This is a genomic window from Acidobacteriota bacterium (assembly GCA_020853395.1).
Classification (GTDB): domain Bacteria; phylum Acidobacteriota; class Vicinamibacteria; order Vicinamibacterales; family SCN-69-37; genus JADYYY01.
Window position 1 is genome coordinate 93,612 of sequence record JADYYY010000016.1, and the last position, 14,903, is coordinate 108,514.

Annotated in this window: 14 protein-coding genes; 7 read left to right on the forward strand and 7 right to left on the reverse strand. The window is 70.4% G+C overall.

What is annotated here, in order from left to right; translation table 11 throughout:
- The first annotated feature begins 180 nt into the window (after positions 1-180).
- Positions 181-2,205, forward strand: coding sequence for a VWA domain-containing protein (locus IT184_15205; GenBank protein ID MCC7010153.1), 2,025 nt, complete (start codon positions 181-183; stop codon positions 2,203-2,205).
- The gene (locus IT184_15210) at positions 2,202-3,293 is read left to right on the forward strand and encodes a serine hydrolase (protein ID MCC7010154.1); all 1,092 of its coding nucleotides are present in this window, start codon (positions 2,202-2,204) and stop codon (positions 3,291-3,293) included. The genes IT184_15205 and IT184_15210 overlap by 4 nt, the downstream gene beginning before the upstream one ends.
- 36 nt (positions 3,294-3,329) lie before the next feature.
- Here the strand turns inward: IT184_15210 and IT184_15215 are convergent, their stop codons facing one another.
- Genes IT184_15215 through IT184_15225 form a run of 3 tightly spaced genes read right to left on the reverse strand, consistent with a single transcriptional unit; the run spans position 3,330 to position 6,139 of the window.
- Positions 3,330-4,292, reverse strand: coding sequence for an aldo/keto reductase (locus IT184_15215; GenBank protein ID MCC7010155.1), 963 nt, complete (start codon positions 4,290-4,292; stop codon positions 3,330-3,332).
- A 12-nt stretch (positions 4,293-4,304) separates the two neighbouring features.
- Positions 4,305-5,300 (reverse strand): esterase family protein, encoded by a 996-nt coding sequence (locus tag IT184_15220; protein MCC7010156.1) that lies wholly within the window; start codon positions 5,298-5,300, stop codon positions 4,305-4,307.
- A gap of 35 nt (positions 5,301-5,335) precedes the next feature.
- Positions 5,336-6,139: an aldo/keto reductase gene (locus IT184_15225; protein ID MCC7010157.1), complete on the reverse strand. Its 804-nt coding sequence runs from the start codon at positions 6,137-6,139 to the stop codon at positions 5,336-5,338.
- 54 nt (positions 6,140-6,193) lie between these two features.
- Here IT184_15225 and IT184_15230 point away from each other — a divergent pair, with 54 nt between their 5' ends.
- The 4 genes from IT184_15230 to IT184_15245 all read left to right on the forward strand — a co-directional run bounded on the left by IT184_15230 (position 6,194) and on the right by IT184_15245 (position 8,686).
- Complete coding sequence (locus IT184_15230; protein ID MCC7010158.1) at positions 6,194-6,976, forward strand: SDR family oxidoreductase; 783 nt, start codon at positions 6,194-6,196, stop codon at positions 6,974-6,976.
- A gap of 13 nt (positions 6,977-6,989) precedes the next feature.
- Positions 6,990-7,862 carry an NAD(P)-dependent oxidoreductase gene (locus tag IT184_15235; protein MCC7010159.1) on the forward strand — a complete coding sequence of 291 codons (873 nt, stop codon included), beginning with the start codon at positions 6,990-6,992 and terminating at the stop codon, positions 7,860-7,862.
- A 101-nt stretch (positions 7,863-7,963) separates the two neighbouring features.
- Positions 7,964-8,230 (forward strand): hypothetical protein, encoded by a 267-nt coding sequence (locus IT184_15240; GenBank protein ID MCC7010160.1) that lies wholly within the window; start codon positions 7,964-7,966, stop codon positions 8,228-8,230.
- A 57-nt stretch (positions 8,231-8,287) separates the two neighbouring features.
- A complete protein-coding gene (locus IT184_15245) occupies positions 8,288-8,686 on the forward strand; it encodes a DUF393 domain-containing protein (GenBank protein ID MCC7010161.1) in 399 nt (132 codons plus the stop codon).
- A 72-nt stretch (positions 8,687-8,758) separates the two neighbouring features.
- On the opposite strand, the gene IT184_15250 is transcribed toward IT184_15245, so the two are convergent.
- The 4 genes from IT184_15250 to IT184_15265 all read right to left on the reverse strand — a co-directional run bounded on the left by IT184_15250 (position 8,759) and on the right by IT184_15265 (position 13,707).
- Positions 8,759-9,964 carry a hypothetical protein gene (locus IT184_15250; protein ID MCC7010162.1) on the reverse strand — a complete coding sequence of 402 codons (1,206 nt, stop codon included), beginning with the start codon at positions 9,962-9,964 and terminating at the stop codon, positions 8,759-8,761.
- The gene (locus IT184_15255; GenBank protein MCC7010163.1) at positions 9,961-11,058 is read right to left on the reverse strand and encodes a hypothetical protein; all 1,098 of its coding nucleotides are present in this window, start codon (positions 11,056-11,058) and stop codon (positions 9,961-9,963) included. Before IT184_15255 ends, IT184_15250 begins: the two co-directional genes overlap by 4 nt.
- A gap of 249 nt (positions 11,059-11,307) precedes the next feature.
- Positions 11,308-12,465 carry a YncE family protein gene (locus IT184_15260; protein MCC7010164.1) on the reverse strand — a complete coding sequence of 386 codons (1,158 nt, stop codon included), beginning with the start codon at positions 12,463-12,465 and terminating at the stop codon, positions 11,308-11,310.
- A gap of 24 nt (positions 12,466-12,489) precedes the next feature.
- A complete protein-coding gene (locus tag IT184_15265; protein MCC7010165.1) occupies positions 12,490-13,707 on the reverse strand; it encodes an MFS transporter in 1,218 nt (405 codons plus the stop codon).
- Positions 13,708-13,878: 171 nt separating this feature from the next.
- Between IT184_15265 and IT184_15270 the strand changes: the two genes are divergently transcribed.
- A complete protein-coding gene (locus IT184_15270) occupies positions 13,879-14,865 on the forward strand; it encodes an NAD(P)-binding domain-containing protein (protein MCC7010166.1) in 987 nt (328 codons plus the stop codon).
- The last annotated feature ends 38 nt before the right edge of the window (positions 14,866-14,903 follow it).

Consider the following 14,903-nt stretch of genomic DNA (forward strand, 5'->3'; position numbering starts at 1 on the left):
GATTCTATACGGACTGCGCGCGCCGCCGTCCGATCCGAGCCGTGCCATGGTGCGCAGCCCGCGTCGCCCACACCCGCGCCGGCACCGTCACGTCGAGACATGCCGCGCCACGACGTTCGGCGGCAGGACGTGGGCGGATGCGATTCCATTGGCTTAGACTGGAGACACACGAGACACGCGATGCGGCGGTTGGTGACACCGGCGGCGGTTCTGACAGCGGGCCTGGCGTGCAGCGTCGTCCTGCTCGCGCGGCAGGGCCAGGACGACGTGCAGACGTTCCGGACGGGCGTCGATCTGATCCGGCTCGACGTGTCGGTGCTCGACAAGGCGCGCCGGCCGGTGCGCGGCCTCGCCGCCGGCGACTTCACGGTGCTCGAGAACGGCCGTCCCCAGCGCATCGTGGCCGTGACGGAGGTGAACGCCGACGAGCAGGCGGCGCAGACGAGCGCCTGGATCCGCCACACCGTGCGCGACGTCACCGGCAACGACCTCGCCGATCAGCTCGACGGCGGGCGCGCGCTCGCCATCGTGCTCGATGAGGCGAACATCCCGATCGACAGCGCGATGCAGGTCGCCACGCGCGACGTCGCGCGGCACATCGTCGACGTGCTCGGGCCGACCGATCTCGCCGCGATCGTCTTTCCGCTGAATCCCGGCAAGACGCAGGACTTCACGAACGACCGCCAGAAGCTCTACGACGCCATCGACAGGTTCAAGGCGGAGCAGCGGCAGTACGAATGGCTCGACCCAGACACCGTCGGCCCCAGGCAGGGGGACATGCGCCGGTACAGCTCGCTGCTGAACGTGGACCCCTGCCTGCGCGAGCGTCCGGCGGTGCCGGCGCTGCGCGCCGTCACGTCGCGCCTCGCCACGGTGCCGAACCAGCGCAAGGCGGTCTTCTTCGTGAGCGTGGGCGTGCCGCTCCCGTTCTCGTCCGGCCGCTCACGGTGTCAGAGCCTGCTCTACGACGAGCTGCGGGCGACCTACCGCGAGGCGCAACGGGCGAACGTCAACATCAACACGATCGATCCGGGCGCCGGCCGTGCGTTCGCGGACCTGCTCCAGGAATCGCGCGTCGTGAACGGGCGCATGACGCAGGCGGCCGACACCTTCAGCGCGCACATGCAGGTCGAGCTGCGGCACGACTTCCTCGAGACCGCCGCGTCCCAGACGGGCGGACGAGCCGTGGCGAGCTCCGAGACGGTCCGGGAGGAGATCGACCAGATCTTCGCCGAGAACGCGTCGTACTACCTCGTCGGCTACGAGACCTCGAACGCCGAGCCCGACGGCAAGTTCCGGCGTGTCGAGGTCAAGGTCAACGCGCGCGACGACGTCAGCGTGCGGGCGAGCGGCGGCTACTGGGCGCCGGACAAGCAGCGTCCGGTGGCGAACGAGCGCCGCGAGGCGCCCTCGTCGAACCCCTTGAACGTCGCCGGGCTCCCCAACCCGCAGGGGCTCGTGCTGCGCGTCGCGGTCCATCCGGTTGCCCGGGTGGCGGCCGCCGCGCGGCGCAACGACATCGAGGTCGCGGCGGTCGTGAGCGTGCGAGTGCCGGCGCCGCGCCAGCCGTTGCCCGAGACGCTGACGCTCGTTCGGACCATCGCCGACAGCCAGGGACGCACGACCCAGCCGGTCCAGGAAGTCCGCACGCTCACGCTGGAGCCGCTGGCCGGCGATACGGTGCGCTACGAAGTCTGGTCGCGCTTCGCGCTGCCTCCCGGACACTACGAGGTCAGGTTCAACGCGGCGAGCAAGGTCGCCGACAGCAGCGGATCGGTCTACGTTCCGCTCGACGTTCCCGATCTGTCGCGCAACGGCATCATCATGTCGAGCGTCGTCCTTGGCACCGATGCCGCGGAGCCGCGCGCGGACCCGTTCGGCAGCGTCATCCCGATCGTGCCGACCGCCCAGCGCGAGTTCGCCGCGACCGATCGCGTCCGGACGTTCCTCCGCGTGTTCCAGGGAGGCACGACGCCGCTCGGCCCCGTGACGATCGACACGCGCCTCGTCGGCGCCGACGATCGGGCCGGCGTCAGGACGACCGAGACGATCCCCGCCGACCGATTCGACGCGGGCCGTTCGGCGACGTTCGCCGGCGACGTGCCGCTGAACGGGCTTCCGGCCGGCATGTACCTGATGAGCGTGACGGCCACGCTCGAAGGCGGCCGCAGCACGCGGCGCGACGTCGTCTTCCGCGTGCGATGAGATCCGATCTGCTGCGACAGGGCGCGGCCGGCGCCGCCGCCAGCGTCGGCATTGCGCTGGCCGTCGGGTTCCTTCCCGTGCCGCTCCGGCCGGTCGACGTCACGACATCGGCGCCCGTGCGGGCGGCGCGCGTGCCCGTCCCGGTCGAGCAGTTGACGTTCGACGACGCGGTCGCGCGTGCGGCGGCGCTGCCGCGGCTGCGCAGCTTGCTCGTCGCCGTGGATGGCCGCCTCCTCGTCGAGCGCTATTTCCACGGCGTGAGCGCCGCGCGCTCCGCGAACATCAAGTCGGCGTCCAAGAGCGTGCTCGCCATGCTCGTCGGCATCGCCATCGATCGCGGAGAGATCGGCAGCATCGCCGATCCGGTCGGGCGGTATCTGCCGGAGTACGTCCGGGGCGCGCCCGAGAAGGCGGCCATCACGATCGAGGACCTGCTCACGATGCGGTCGGGGTTGGAGTCCACGAGCAGCCGCAACTACGGCCGCTGGGTCCAGAGCGCGAACTGGGTGAGGTTCGTCCTCGAGCGTCCGATGATCGACGAGCCCGGCGGCCGGATGATCTACAGCACCGGCAGCTCGCACGTGCTGTCGGCGATCCTGACGAAAGCCACGCGCAGCTCGACGTTCGAGTTCGCGCGCCGCACGCTGGCCGGTCCGCTCGGCATCGACCTGCCGCCGTGGCAGCGCGATCCCCAGGGCATCTATCTCGGCGGCAACGAGATGGCGATGAAGCCGCGCGACATGCTTCGCATCGGCGAGCTCGTCCTCGGCCGCGGGCGGTATCGCGGCCGCCAGGTCGTGCCCGAGGCGTGGCTCGAGACGTCGATGGTCCCGCGGACGACGTCGGCGTGGAGCGGCCGGGAGTACGGGTACGGGTGGTGGCTGCGGTCGTCGGCCGGCGTGCCGACGTCGTTCGCCTGGGGCTACGGCGGCCAGTTCATCTTCGTCCTGCCTGCCATCCGCACGGTCGTCGTCGCGACGTCGGTCACCGAGCCCGGGACCGAACGTCACGATCATCTGCAGGCGATCTACGACATGCTCGACACAGCGATCGTTCCCACCGTCGAGACGGCGTTTCCGCAGACCTGAGGCGGACGCAGGCGTCGGGCCGCGATGTCGGCCTTGCTACGCCGGAATCGCGTCGACATCGCGCCGCAAGCGCGCGGTGATGTCGTCGACGGCCGCTGCCACGCCATCGGGCACGTCGACCGCGAGCTCGGCAATCGACGCGCCCTGGCTGGCGTTGCGTGCCCCGACGATGCAGCCGGTCAAGCCGGGCGTGCGGAAGAGCACGCCGACGCACAACTGCGCGCAGCTCATGCCGTTCTCGGCCGCGAGCGCCCGGAGCTCGTCCACCGCGTCGAGGTTCCGCTGGAACCGCGCGCCCTGGTAGTCCTTGTGTTCGCCGCGCGCGTCACCGGGCGGGAACTGCTTGTCGCGGGGCCATGTGCCGAAGAGCAGGCCGCGGAAGAGCGGCGAGTACACGATGGCGCCGACGTTGTGCTTCGCGCACCAGGGCAGTTGGGCGGAGCCCACGGCGGGACGGAGCAGGTTGTAGGGCGCCTGGAGCGAGTGCAGCGGCACGCCCGTGGCGAGCCACTCGTCGAGCTGGGCGACGGAGTAGTTGCAGACGCCGATCGCCCGGATCTTGCCAGCGGTGAGCAGCGTCTCGCAGGCTCCGGCCGTTTCGGCGATGTCCTGCGGCGCCGGCCAGTGGATCTGGAAGAGATCGATGCAGTCGACGCCGAGCCGCTTCAGGCTCGCGTCGCACTCGGCCAGCACGTCGCTCCGAGAGGCCGATCGCCGCCGGATCGAGCTGTCGTCCCCCTCGCCGTACTTCGTGAACACGAGGGGCCGCTTCGAGGCCGGAAGCTGCTGGATGGCGCGACCGACCACCCGTTCGGAGTGGCCCGAGCCGTAGATGGGCGCCGTGTCGATCCAGTTGATGCCGTGATCGATAGCCGCATGGATGGCCTCGACGCTCTGCTGGTCGTCCTGCCCGCCCCACATCCATCCGCCGATCGCCCAACTGCCGAGGCCGATCCGCGTGATCTCCAGTCCCGACGTGCCCAGGGGATATCGTGTCATCCGGCTATTCTCTCACTTCGGTTGGTCGTCCCATATCCACCGCAGGATGTCGGGAAGGATGGCACCGCCGTGGTTGTCGGAGTGGTTGCCGTCGCCCCACACGTACTTCATCTGGTAGCGCGGGCCAGAGACCTTTCGGGCGTCGGCGGCAGCGTTCGCGTACTCGATCGCCGAGACCATCTGCTGGTTGGCGAGGAACCAGTTGCCGTGCTCGTTGCTCAGGTCGTTCGAGCCGTCCTGGAAGAAGATCTTCAGCGGCTCGATCGGGTGCTTCCGGATCAGCGTCGGGTAGAGATCGCCGCCCGGCACCATCGGTTGCCCGTCGCGCGCCGGGCGGTAGCCGATCGACGTGTAGCTGCCGATGAGGCTGATCACGTTGCGGAACTGGTCGGGCCGGTGCCAGGCGACCGTGAACGCGCAGATCGCGCCGCTGCTGGCGCCGCCGATCGCGCGGCCTGCCGGATCGCCGGTGAGCCGGTACGTCCGGCCGACCTCCGGCAGCATCTCTTCGACGATGAAGCGCGCGTAGCTGTCGTTCAGCGCGTCGTATTCCTGCGCGCGGTTGTTCGGGTTGCCGGTGCCGAGCGCGTCCGGGTACTCGTCGCCGCGCTGCCCGGGCGTGATGAAGATGCCGATCGTGACGGGAATGGCGCGGGCGTGCACGAGGTTCTCGAGCACCTGCGGCACGCGCAGGACGCCGTCCGGGTTGACCGCGCGCTGGCCGTCCTGGAAGACGAGGACGTTGGCCGGCTTCGAGCTGTCGTACGCGGCCGGCACGTACACCCAGTACTTGCGGACCGTGTTCGCGAGGATCCGGCTGCGGAAGAGGAACGGCCCTTCGAGCCGGCCCTTCGGGACGCCGGCGCGGGGCAGCGAGTCTGGACCGAGGGGGTAGTCGCCCGGGCGCCTGTCCTGACCCGCCAGCCTGGCGGCGCCGAGCGTCAGCCCGGCCGAGACGACAACGCCGACGAACGTGAGGACGCGCCGCCGCCGCAGGGTGTGGCTCATGCGGCGTAGTGTAATGCGGCGAGCCGGGCCGGCGATCAGCCGAACAGCTTCTCGACGTAGCGCCGTTCCTCGGTGCCGAACCAGGGCGGCTGCCCGGCGGCGGCGTTCTCGAGCGTCCGCTCCGGACGGGACGTCGCGGGGATCGTGACGTGCGTGCGCGTATCGCTCAGGATCCACTTCAGCAGCACCTGCGCCCACGTCTCGACGCCGAACCGCCGCAGCGGCTGGAGCGCGGTCTCCGGCGGCAGACGCTGGAGGAGCGCCCCTTCGCCGAAGGGGCGCATCACGATCACGCCGAGGCCGAGGTCGGCGGCGAGCGGCAGGATGCGCCGCTCGACGTCGCGCTCCCGCGGGTTCAGCGGGATCTGCACGGCGCCGATCTCGCCGGTCTTCATCACCTGTTCGAGCTCGCCGAAGGCGCCCGGGCTGTAGTGCGTCGCGCCGATCACCTTGACGCGCCCTTCGGCCTTCAGCCGCTTCAGGCTCTCGAGACGTTCGCGCCACGCCAACAGGTTGTGAATCTGGAAGATCTCGACACGGCCGCCGAAACACGCGAGCGAGAAGTCGATCTGCTGCTGCGCCTGCCTCGAGGAGGACGACCAGACCTTGGTCGCGACGATCGCGTCGCGGCGCAACGGCTCGAGCGCCCGGCCGAGGATCGTTTCCGACCGGCCGTACATCGGCGAGGAGTCGTACACGCGCACGCCCGCCGCGTGCGCGGCCGAGACCACGCGCATCGCCTGGGCTTCACCCTCGCGCCCCACGTCGAGCGTGCGCCACGAGCCGAGGCCGACGACCGGTACGCGGAGTCCCGTCTTGCCGAAGTCGCGGAGTTCCATCTCCAGATGATAGTGGGCGTTCGCGGCGCATCGGCGGCCGCGGTGCGTGACACAATGGCGCCTCGGAGGCGGTCGAGCGTGAGCGCAGGGCGAAAAGTGGCGATCGTGACGGGCGCGGGCAGCGGCATCGGGCGCGCGGTCGCGATCGGGATGCTGCAGGAGGGCTACGCGGTCGTGCTGGCCGGCCGGCGGCTCGACGCGCTCGAGGGAACAGCGCAGGCGGCCGGCGCCAGCGGCGTACATGCCCGGCCGGTCTCGACCGACGTGACGAATCCGGCGAGCGTGCGTGCGCTCTTCGAGGCCACCGAGCAGGCGTTCGGCCGGCTCGACGTGCTCTTCAACAACGCCGGCATTGCCGCGCCGGCCGTGCCGCTCGAGGACCTCACGGCCGATCAGTGGCGGGCCGTCGTCGACGTGAACCTGACCGGCCCGTTTCTCTGCACGCAGCAGGCGTTCGCGCTGATGAAGCGCCAGACGCCGCGCGGCGGCCGGATCATCAACAACGGATCGATCTCGGCGATGGCGCCGAGGCCCAACTCCGCGCCCTACACCGCCACGAAGCACGCCATCACGGGCCTGACGAAGTCCACGTCGCTCGACGGCCGCACGCACGACATCGCCTGCGGCCAGATCGACATCGGCAACGCCGCCACGGACATGACCGTCCGGATGTCGGCCGGCATCGTCCAGGCGAACGGCGCGGTCGCCGTCGAGCCGGTCATGGACGTGCAGCACGTGGTGCGCGCGGTCCTCTACATGGCGTCGCTGCCGCTCGAGGCGAACGTGCAGTTCATGACCGTCATGGCCACGAAGATGCCGCTCGTCGGCCGGGGTTGAACGGACGCACACGATGACACGACCGACCGTCGCGCTGCTGGGACTGGGCATCATGGGATCCAGGATGGCTCGGCGCCTCCTGGACGCCGGCGTGCCGCTGGTCGTCTACAACCGGTCGCCGGACCGCGCGGCACCGCTCGTCGCGCTGGGCGCGTCGCGCGAAGACACGGCGCGGCAGGCGGCGGCCGGCGCCCAGGTCGTGCTCAGCATGGTGAGCGACGACGCGGCGTCGCGCGCGGTGTGGCTGGGGCCGGACGGCGCGCTGGCCGGTGCGCGGCCCGGCAGCACGCTCGTCGAGTCGAGCACGGTCACGGTCTCGTGGGTCCGCGAGCTGGCCCGCGCCGCGGCGGCCGTCTCGCTCGAGGTCCTCGACGCGCCGGTCACCGGCAGCCGGCACCAGGCGGGCGCCGGCGAGCTGAACTTCTTCGTGGGCGGCTCGGCCGCGGCGCTCGAGCGCGTGCGCCCGGTGCTCGGCCTCATGGCGCGATCCATCACGCATCTCGGCCCCACCGGCAGCGGCGCCCTGATGAAGCTGATCAACAACTTCCTGTGCGGCGTCCAGGTGGCGGCGCTCGCCGAGGCGCTGGCGATGATCGAACGCAGCCCGCTCGACCGCGATCAGGCCGTGGACCTGCTCGTCAGCGGCGCGCCCGGCAGCCCGATCGTCAAGACCGTCGCCAGCCGCATCCTGGCCGGCGACTTCACGCCCAACTTCATGCTCAAGCTCCTCGCCAAGGATCTGCGCTACGCGATCGCCGAAGCGCACGTCCTCTCGGTGGACGTGAGCACGGCCGTCAACGCGCTCACGCTCTTCGACCGGTCGATCGGCCGCGGCGACGGCGAGAAGGACATGGCGGCCCTCGTCGAGCAGTTCCGCAGAAAGTAGCGCGTTCCGTCCTCCGAACTTGATACGATGTCTGGCTGCGGATCGACCGGACCGGTCGCCCGTGACACGACGTTTCATTTCTTCAGAGGGGAACCACGCGTATGGGAGATGCCGGCGAAGCGCTGATCGATGCCGAGGCCAGGATTCAGGAACGCATGGAGGAGCTGGCGCGCGATCGCGCCGAGAAGCAGGAGCGGCGCGTCGTTTCCGCGGAGACGGTGCAGGCGATCGAATCGCTCCGGCTCGCCAGGCTCGACCTCGAGCGTCAGCAGTCGAACACCGCGCACGAAGGCCGCCGCCGGGTGATCGGCCAGGCCGTGGCCGAGCTCGACCGCCGCATTGCCGACCTCACCGCGCGGCTGAACTGACGCGCGCCGTGCGCGCGTCGAGCGGCGCCGCCCGCCTGCCGGCGCTAAGATCGTCTCGTGGCCGATCACGGCATCGTTTTGTTCGACGGTACGTGCGCGTTCTGCGAACGGGCCGTCCTCTTCATCGCGCGACGTGATCCGCGCCGGTACTTCAGGTTCGGTGCGTCGCAGGCGCCGGGCGCCGCGGCGCTGCTCGCCGAACACGGGCTGACCCGCGACACGGCCCGCAGCATCATCCTCATCGAACAGGGACGCGCCTACCTGCGTTCGACCGCGACGCTGCGCATCGCGGCGCGGCTGACGTGGCCCTGGTCGCTCGCCCGGACCCTGCTGCTCGTGCCGACGCCACTCCGCGACGCCGCCTACCGGATCGTCGCCGGGATCCGGCATCGAATCGCGGGCCGCTCCAATACCTGCGAGATCCCCCCGCCCGAGATCCGGAGCAGGATGCTGTGACCGCCGATCGGTGAGCGCGTCGCCAGCCTCGAGACCGCGCGCGAGCCAGTCCGAGCATGTGCGCTCGTGCAGTCACCGACGTGAGATGTCGCCGTCGCGGAGGGCCTGCACGAGGCCGTTCACTCGCTGTGCCGCGCGGCTCTTCAACAGGACGACGTCGCCTTCGCCCAGATCGGACAGCCATCGGGTCGCCTCGCTCGCCTGCCGAACGACATGGATCGCGTCCGCCGAAAGGCCGCCGTCCCTCAGGCCGGCTCGCACCGAGGTCATGGAGTGACCCATTTCGACCAGGATGGCGCGGGTGGCAATTCTGCCAATCCGGGTCGCGAGCCGCCGGTGCCGTCGACGGATCGACGGGCCGGGCTCGTCGATGCCGCTGAAGAGCACGATCCGGCGCCGCGCCGGGATGGCCTCCAGGACGTCCAGCGCGGCGTCGATCGTTTCCTCTCCGGCCTTCACGTCGTCGCGCAGCACGACCGCACCTCCCGGGAGGAGAACGGGCTGCAGCCGCGCTTCGGCCGGGCCCAGCGCGGCGAGCCGGTCGAGCATCTCGTCGAGCGGGATGCCCTCGTGGAGCCCGACGGCGACGGCGGCCAGCACCGCGTAGACCGCGGGCTTGCCCAGGAGCTTCGTGCGCACGATGCGAGTGATCCCCGCCGTCCGCAGCGTGCATCGCGTCGCGCGGACGCTTTCGACGACCAGCTCTTCGGCTCTCACGTCGTTCGCCGTGCCGAAGCCGAATGTCACCACGCGCGCGCGCGTCTCGCCGGCCATCCAGCGAACGTTCGGATCGTCGCCGTTCAAGACCGCGAGCCCCGACGCTGGCAGCGCGCGCACCATCTCGGCCTTCTCGTGGCGGGTCACGTCCAACGTCTTGAAGCTCCGGCTGTGGTCGCTGCCGATCGACATCACGACGACGACGTCCGGCCCGAGCATGCGGGCTCGGGGGGCCATCTGACCGGGACCGTCGATTCCGACTTCCAGCACCGCCCATCGCTGGCCTGACCGGGTGGTGAGCAGCCCCCTGGCGATGCTCTGCCAGGTATTTCGTCCGCGACGCGGATACGGCATGCCGAGAGCGACGAGAATCGCCCGCGTCGCCGTCGTCTTGCCGAACGATCCGACGACCGCGACGACACGCGTCCGGCGCAGGATCGTGCGGCGATATCGGCCCAGCATCCAGCTCAGTGCCGGTCTCAGCCAGCGGTTGAAGATCAGCACGTACCGCGAACGCAGGGCGCGCCGGCGCCGGCCGAAGACGCGGCCGAGCGTGATCATGCCTGCGACCAGCCGCGGGCGAGCAGCCGACAGGTGTGGCAGGCGGCCATGTTCAACGGACAAGCCGTCACACGGCATCGGACATCACGACCTTGGAGCGCAAGCGCGATGCGTTCCAGCCGCTGCACGCGGCGGCCTTTCAGCAGCAGGAGATCGCCTTCGCCGAGATCGGACACGAGCGAGGTCGCCTTGGCGACGTCGTGCACGACCTCGATCGCCTCGGGCGCCAGGCCTCCCTGCTTCAACCCGGTTCGCAGCGGGGAGAGGTCGGCTCCGACATCGAACACGATGGCCTGAGCGGCCACCCGTCCGATCCGCTGGCCGATGTGGCGATAGCGCGCGGTCGAGGACGGGCCGGGGGACTCGATGCCTCCGAACACGACGATCCGTCTCTGCGCGGGCAACGTCTCGAACAGGTCGAGGGCCGTGTGGATGGTTTCCTCACTGGCCTTGAAGGCGTCGTTCAGCACGACCGCTCCGTTCGGCAGAGCGATAGGCTCCATGCGTCCCGGTTCGGCCGTGCAGTCCGACACCCGCGCCAGCGCCTCGTCGAGCGCCATGCCCTCGTGGCTCGCGACCGCGACGGCCGCGAGCACCGCGTACACCGCCGGCCGGCCCAAGAGCCGCGTTCGAACCTCGCGCGCACCGCTCGGCGTGTGGAGCGTGAACCTCGTGCCTTGCAGCCCGTCGCTCACCACATCGGTGGCCCGGACGTCGTTGGCGGCGTCGAAGCCGAAGGTCACGACGCGGGCTCGAGCTTCGCCGGCCATCCACCGGACGTGGGGGTCGTCGCCGTTCAGCACCGCCAGCCCGGTGGCCGGCAGCGCACGCACCGCCTCGACCTTCTCCTGGCGCGTCGCCTCGAGCGTCCGGAAGCTCCGGTTGTGCTCGCTGCCGATGGACGTGACGACGACCACGTCGGGCCAAACGACGTGCGCGCGCCCCGCCATCTGCCCGGGTCCGCTGATGCCCAGCTCCACCACCATCCGGCGGTGCCAAGGCCGGGTGCCGAGCACGACCGCCGTGATTCCAAGCCGGGTATTGCGCCCCACGTTGCGCCGCGGCAGCCCGAGCGCCGACAGGATCACGGTCATCGTCGTGCTCTTGCCGAAAGAGCCGACCACGACGATCGCGCGGGTCGACCTCAGGACAGTCCGGCGATACAGACTGGCCAAAGCGATCAGTCCAGGTCCGCCCCAGACCTTGCTCCATTTGCGGAGGGCACGGCGGCCAACGCGCCAGGGCAGGGACGTCCGGGGGATCCGAAGCAGGCGTTGCACTTTCGATGTGTACGCGTTCGCGCCGCGCCGTGCGGCCTCGTTCACGCCGCGCTGAGACGTGCCTCAGTACGTGGCCGCGAGCGCCGCGGATCCGCCCGACACTTTGACTTGCTGCGCCGGCGTCAGGCGGGAGCCGTCGAACGCGAAGACCTGCAGTTCCTTCTCGACCATGCATCCCACCACGACGGTCTTCGCGTCCGCGCTCCAGACGATGCCCTGACACCAGTGGCCGATCCTCGCCTCGGCCGCCGGCGTGAGGCTGCCCTTCGCGAGCGCGAACACCTTCAGCAGTCCGAAATCGTTGAAGGCGGGCGACGCCTTCGGCGCGCTCGAACCGTTCATCACCATCGCGGCGACGTATTTTCCGTCCGGCGAGAGCGCGACCGATTCGACCGTCGGGCCTGCGACGGCGTGCGCGACGGTGCGGGGGCCTCCCGCTGCCGCGAGATCGATCGCGTTGACGACGTCCACGCCTCCGCCGGCCTGGCCCGCGCCGGTGTTGCCCACGACCGCGACATCGCCGGCCTTCGTGACGGCGATCTGGTAGGGCCTGAACCCGGCGCCGACGTCGCGCTTCGTGTAGCTCACCTCGACGCCGTTCACCGCCAGGATCGAGATCAGGCTGTCGTTGTTGCGCGTCACGAGCGCCGTGCGTCCGTCTGGCGTGAAGGCGATCCCGCTCGGTCCCGATGCCGGCGCGCCGAGATCCACCGTGCCGGCGGGCGTCACGCGCGCGCCGTCGATCCGGAACACCGAGACCGTGCCGGCGATGCGGTTGGCGACGAGCGCCAGCGTCCCGGCGGGGTTGATCGCGACCCCCGACGCGCCCGCGCCCGCCTTCAGCGTCGCGATCACCTTCACGGGCGACGCCTTGATGTCGATGACGCTGACGGTGTCGTCCGGCACCGTCGCCGACGGATTCGCCGGATCGACCTTCGTCGCGGACGTGACGATCGCCATCGACCGATCGGGCGTGATCGCGGCGCTCGAAGGCGGGCCGACGACCGAGACTGGGGCCTGGACCTCGCCGATCGTCTTCAGCCGGCCGCCGGACAGCTCGAGCACCGTGACGGTGTCGGGCGCCGGGTTGCGCACCGTCGTCTGCACGCCGTCGACGAGCACGAGCGTGTTGTCATTGGCCGAGACGACGATCTGCGCGGCCGCCGGGCTCGCGCAGACGACAGTGGACACCAGCACCAGACCACGAAGCGACGACGTCACGGGATCCTCCTTCGGGCTGAACGCCTACGAGACCGACAACGCCGCCGGTTTCGGATTGATGCCGAACCAGCAGAGCGCGCCGAACAGATACAGCGCGCCCGTGATGTACATCGGCGCGTCCCAGTTCGCGTAGTACTGGACGATGTAGCCGGTCACGAGCGGGCTGAGGAATCCGGCCACCTGGCCCGCCGTGTTCATCGTCGCGCCGACGACGCCCGAGTGCACGCCGCCGACGTCCACCGCCGTATTCCAGGCCGCGGCGAGCAGCAGGTTCGAGCAGGCGGCACCGATCGCGAGCAGCACGGCCGCGGCGTACGGGTTGGCGATGAACGTGCCCGCGATCATGAAGCAGCCGGCGGAGGCGAGCGAGATGAACCCGACGATCGTGCGGCCCCGGCGCGTGCCGAACGCGCGCGTCGCCCGATCCGTCGCGACGCCGCCCGCGAGATCCGCCACCGCGCTCAGCGTCATCGGGAGCCCGGCGATCAATCCCAGCGTGACCGCCTCGAAGCCGCGCGACTCCCGGAAGTAGGTCGGCATCCAGGTGATGAAGATGTAGAACCCGTAGACCTGCGTGAAGTACATCAGGCAGAGAAAGACGATCGAGCGGTTCGCCAGCAGTTGGCGCCACGGCGTGTGCGAGAAGTCGTGGCCGTGCGAGGCGATGACGCCGCGCTCGATGTAGTCGCGCTCTTCGGGGCTGACCGCCGGGTGCTCTCGCGGCGTGTCGCGGAACCAGCGGTACCAGGCGAGAGCCCAGACGAACCCGATCGCGCCGAAGATCGCGAAGAGCGCCCGCCAGTGGACGTAGAACAGCAGCGTCGTGACGAGGATCGGCGTGAGGCCGGCGGCCGCGTGCGCGCCCGAGAAGAACAGGCCCTGGACGGTGCCGCGTTCCCGCTGCGGGATCCACTTCGAGAAGGCGATCGCCACGTTGGGCCAGGCGCCGGCTTCGCCCGCGCCGAAGAGGAACCGGGTCAGGAGCAGTTGCCAGTAGCTGAAGACCGCGCCGGTCAGCACGGTGAACGTCGACCACCAGACCACGATGCGCGTGAGGATCCGGCGGGCGCCGACGCGATCGCCCCACCAGCCGGTCGGGATCTCGAACAGGCCGTACGACAGCACGAACGCGCTGAAGACCCAGCTCATCTGCACCGTGCTGAGGCCGAGGTCACGGCGCATGTCGGTCGCCGTGACGGAGATGCACACGCGGTCGAGGTACGTGATCGCCGCGAGCAGCATCGTCATGCCCAGCACCTTGTGCCGGACGCGCGTGGGCAGCCGGGTCGCACGTTCTTGCGAGACCTGTGGCAGAGGTGGCGTCACGATGCCGGGAGGTTATCAGAAGCGGCGGGCCCGGCGCGCGCGATCGCGGTGGGTTGGCGGGCCGGAATTTCCTGTATTCTCGCCTCCATGCCGCCCGACATCGTCGTGACCGCCCCCGAGTACGAGCGGGTGGGCACCGTGTTTCCACACACGCCGCTCGTCCGCTGCCACGTGTGCGTGCCGGAGGAGGACGTGCTCGCCGAGACGATCGCGCGGACGGGCGCCCGCCATGCCATCGTCGGGTCGCTCGTCTATCGCGATCGCCTGTATGCGGCGCTCGGCCCCGGCAGCGTGCTCGCCCGCTTCGGCGTCGGCTACGACGGGATCGACCTCGCCGCGGCGTCGGCGCGCGGGATCCTCTGCACGAACACGCCCGGCGTGCTGGACCAGTCGGTTGCCGAGCTGGCCATGTTGCTGATCGCCGCGGCGGCCCGGCACGTCGTCGCCCTGGACGCGTCGATGCGGCGCGGTGAGTGGGCGCCCCGCGGCGGCGCCGAGCTCGCCGGCCGGACGCTCGCGATCATCGGGAGCGGCCGGATCGGCGCGGCGACGGCGCGGATCGCCGCCAACGGCTACGGCATGCGCGTGATCGGATGCCGCCGCTCGGCCAGGGATCTGGACGACGAGTCGAGCCAGACCGGGTTCTCGCAGTTGACGAACCGGTTCGAAGACGCCGTCAGGCACGCGGACTACGTGTGCCTGCTCATCCCCGGCACGGCCGAGAACGCGCAGTTCGTCAATCGCGAACGCCTGGCCATGCTGCAGCCGCACGCTTGGCTCGTCAACGTCGCGCGCGGCAGCGTCGTCGACGAGGCCGCGCTCTACGACGCGCTCTCCTCCGGCCGGCTCGCCGGCGCGGCGCTCGACGTCTTCGCGCGGGAACCCTACGTGCCGGCGGATCCTTCGCGCGACCTGCGGACGCTCCCGAACGTGGTGCTCGTGCCCCATATCGGCAGCAATACCGCGGCCGCGAACCAGCGGATGTCCGAACGGGCCATTCGCAATGTGCTGCTCGGCGAATCCAGGGAGTTCGGCGAGATGGACCTCCTGAATCCGGCCGTGCTCATTGCCTGAAACTTCCGCCCGGCTCCCGGGTTAGACGGGTGACATGG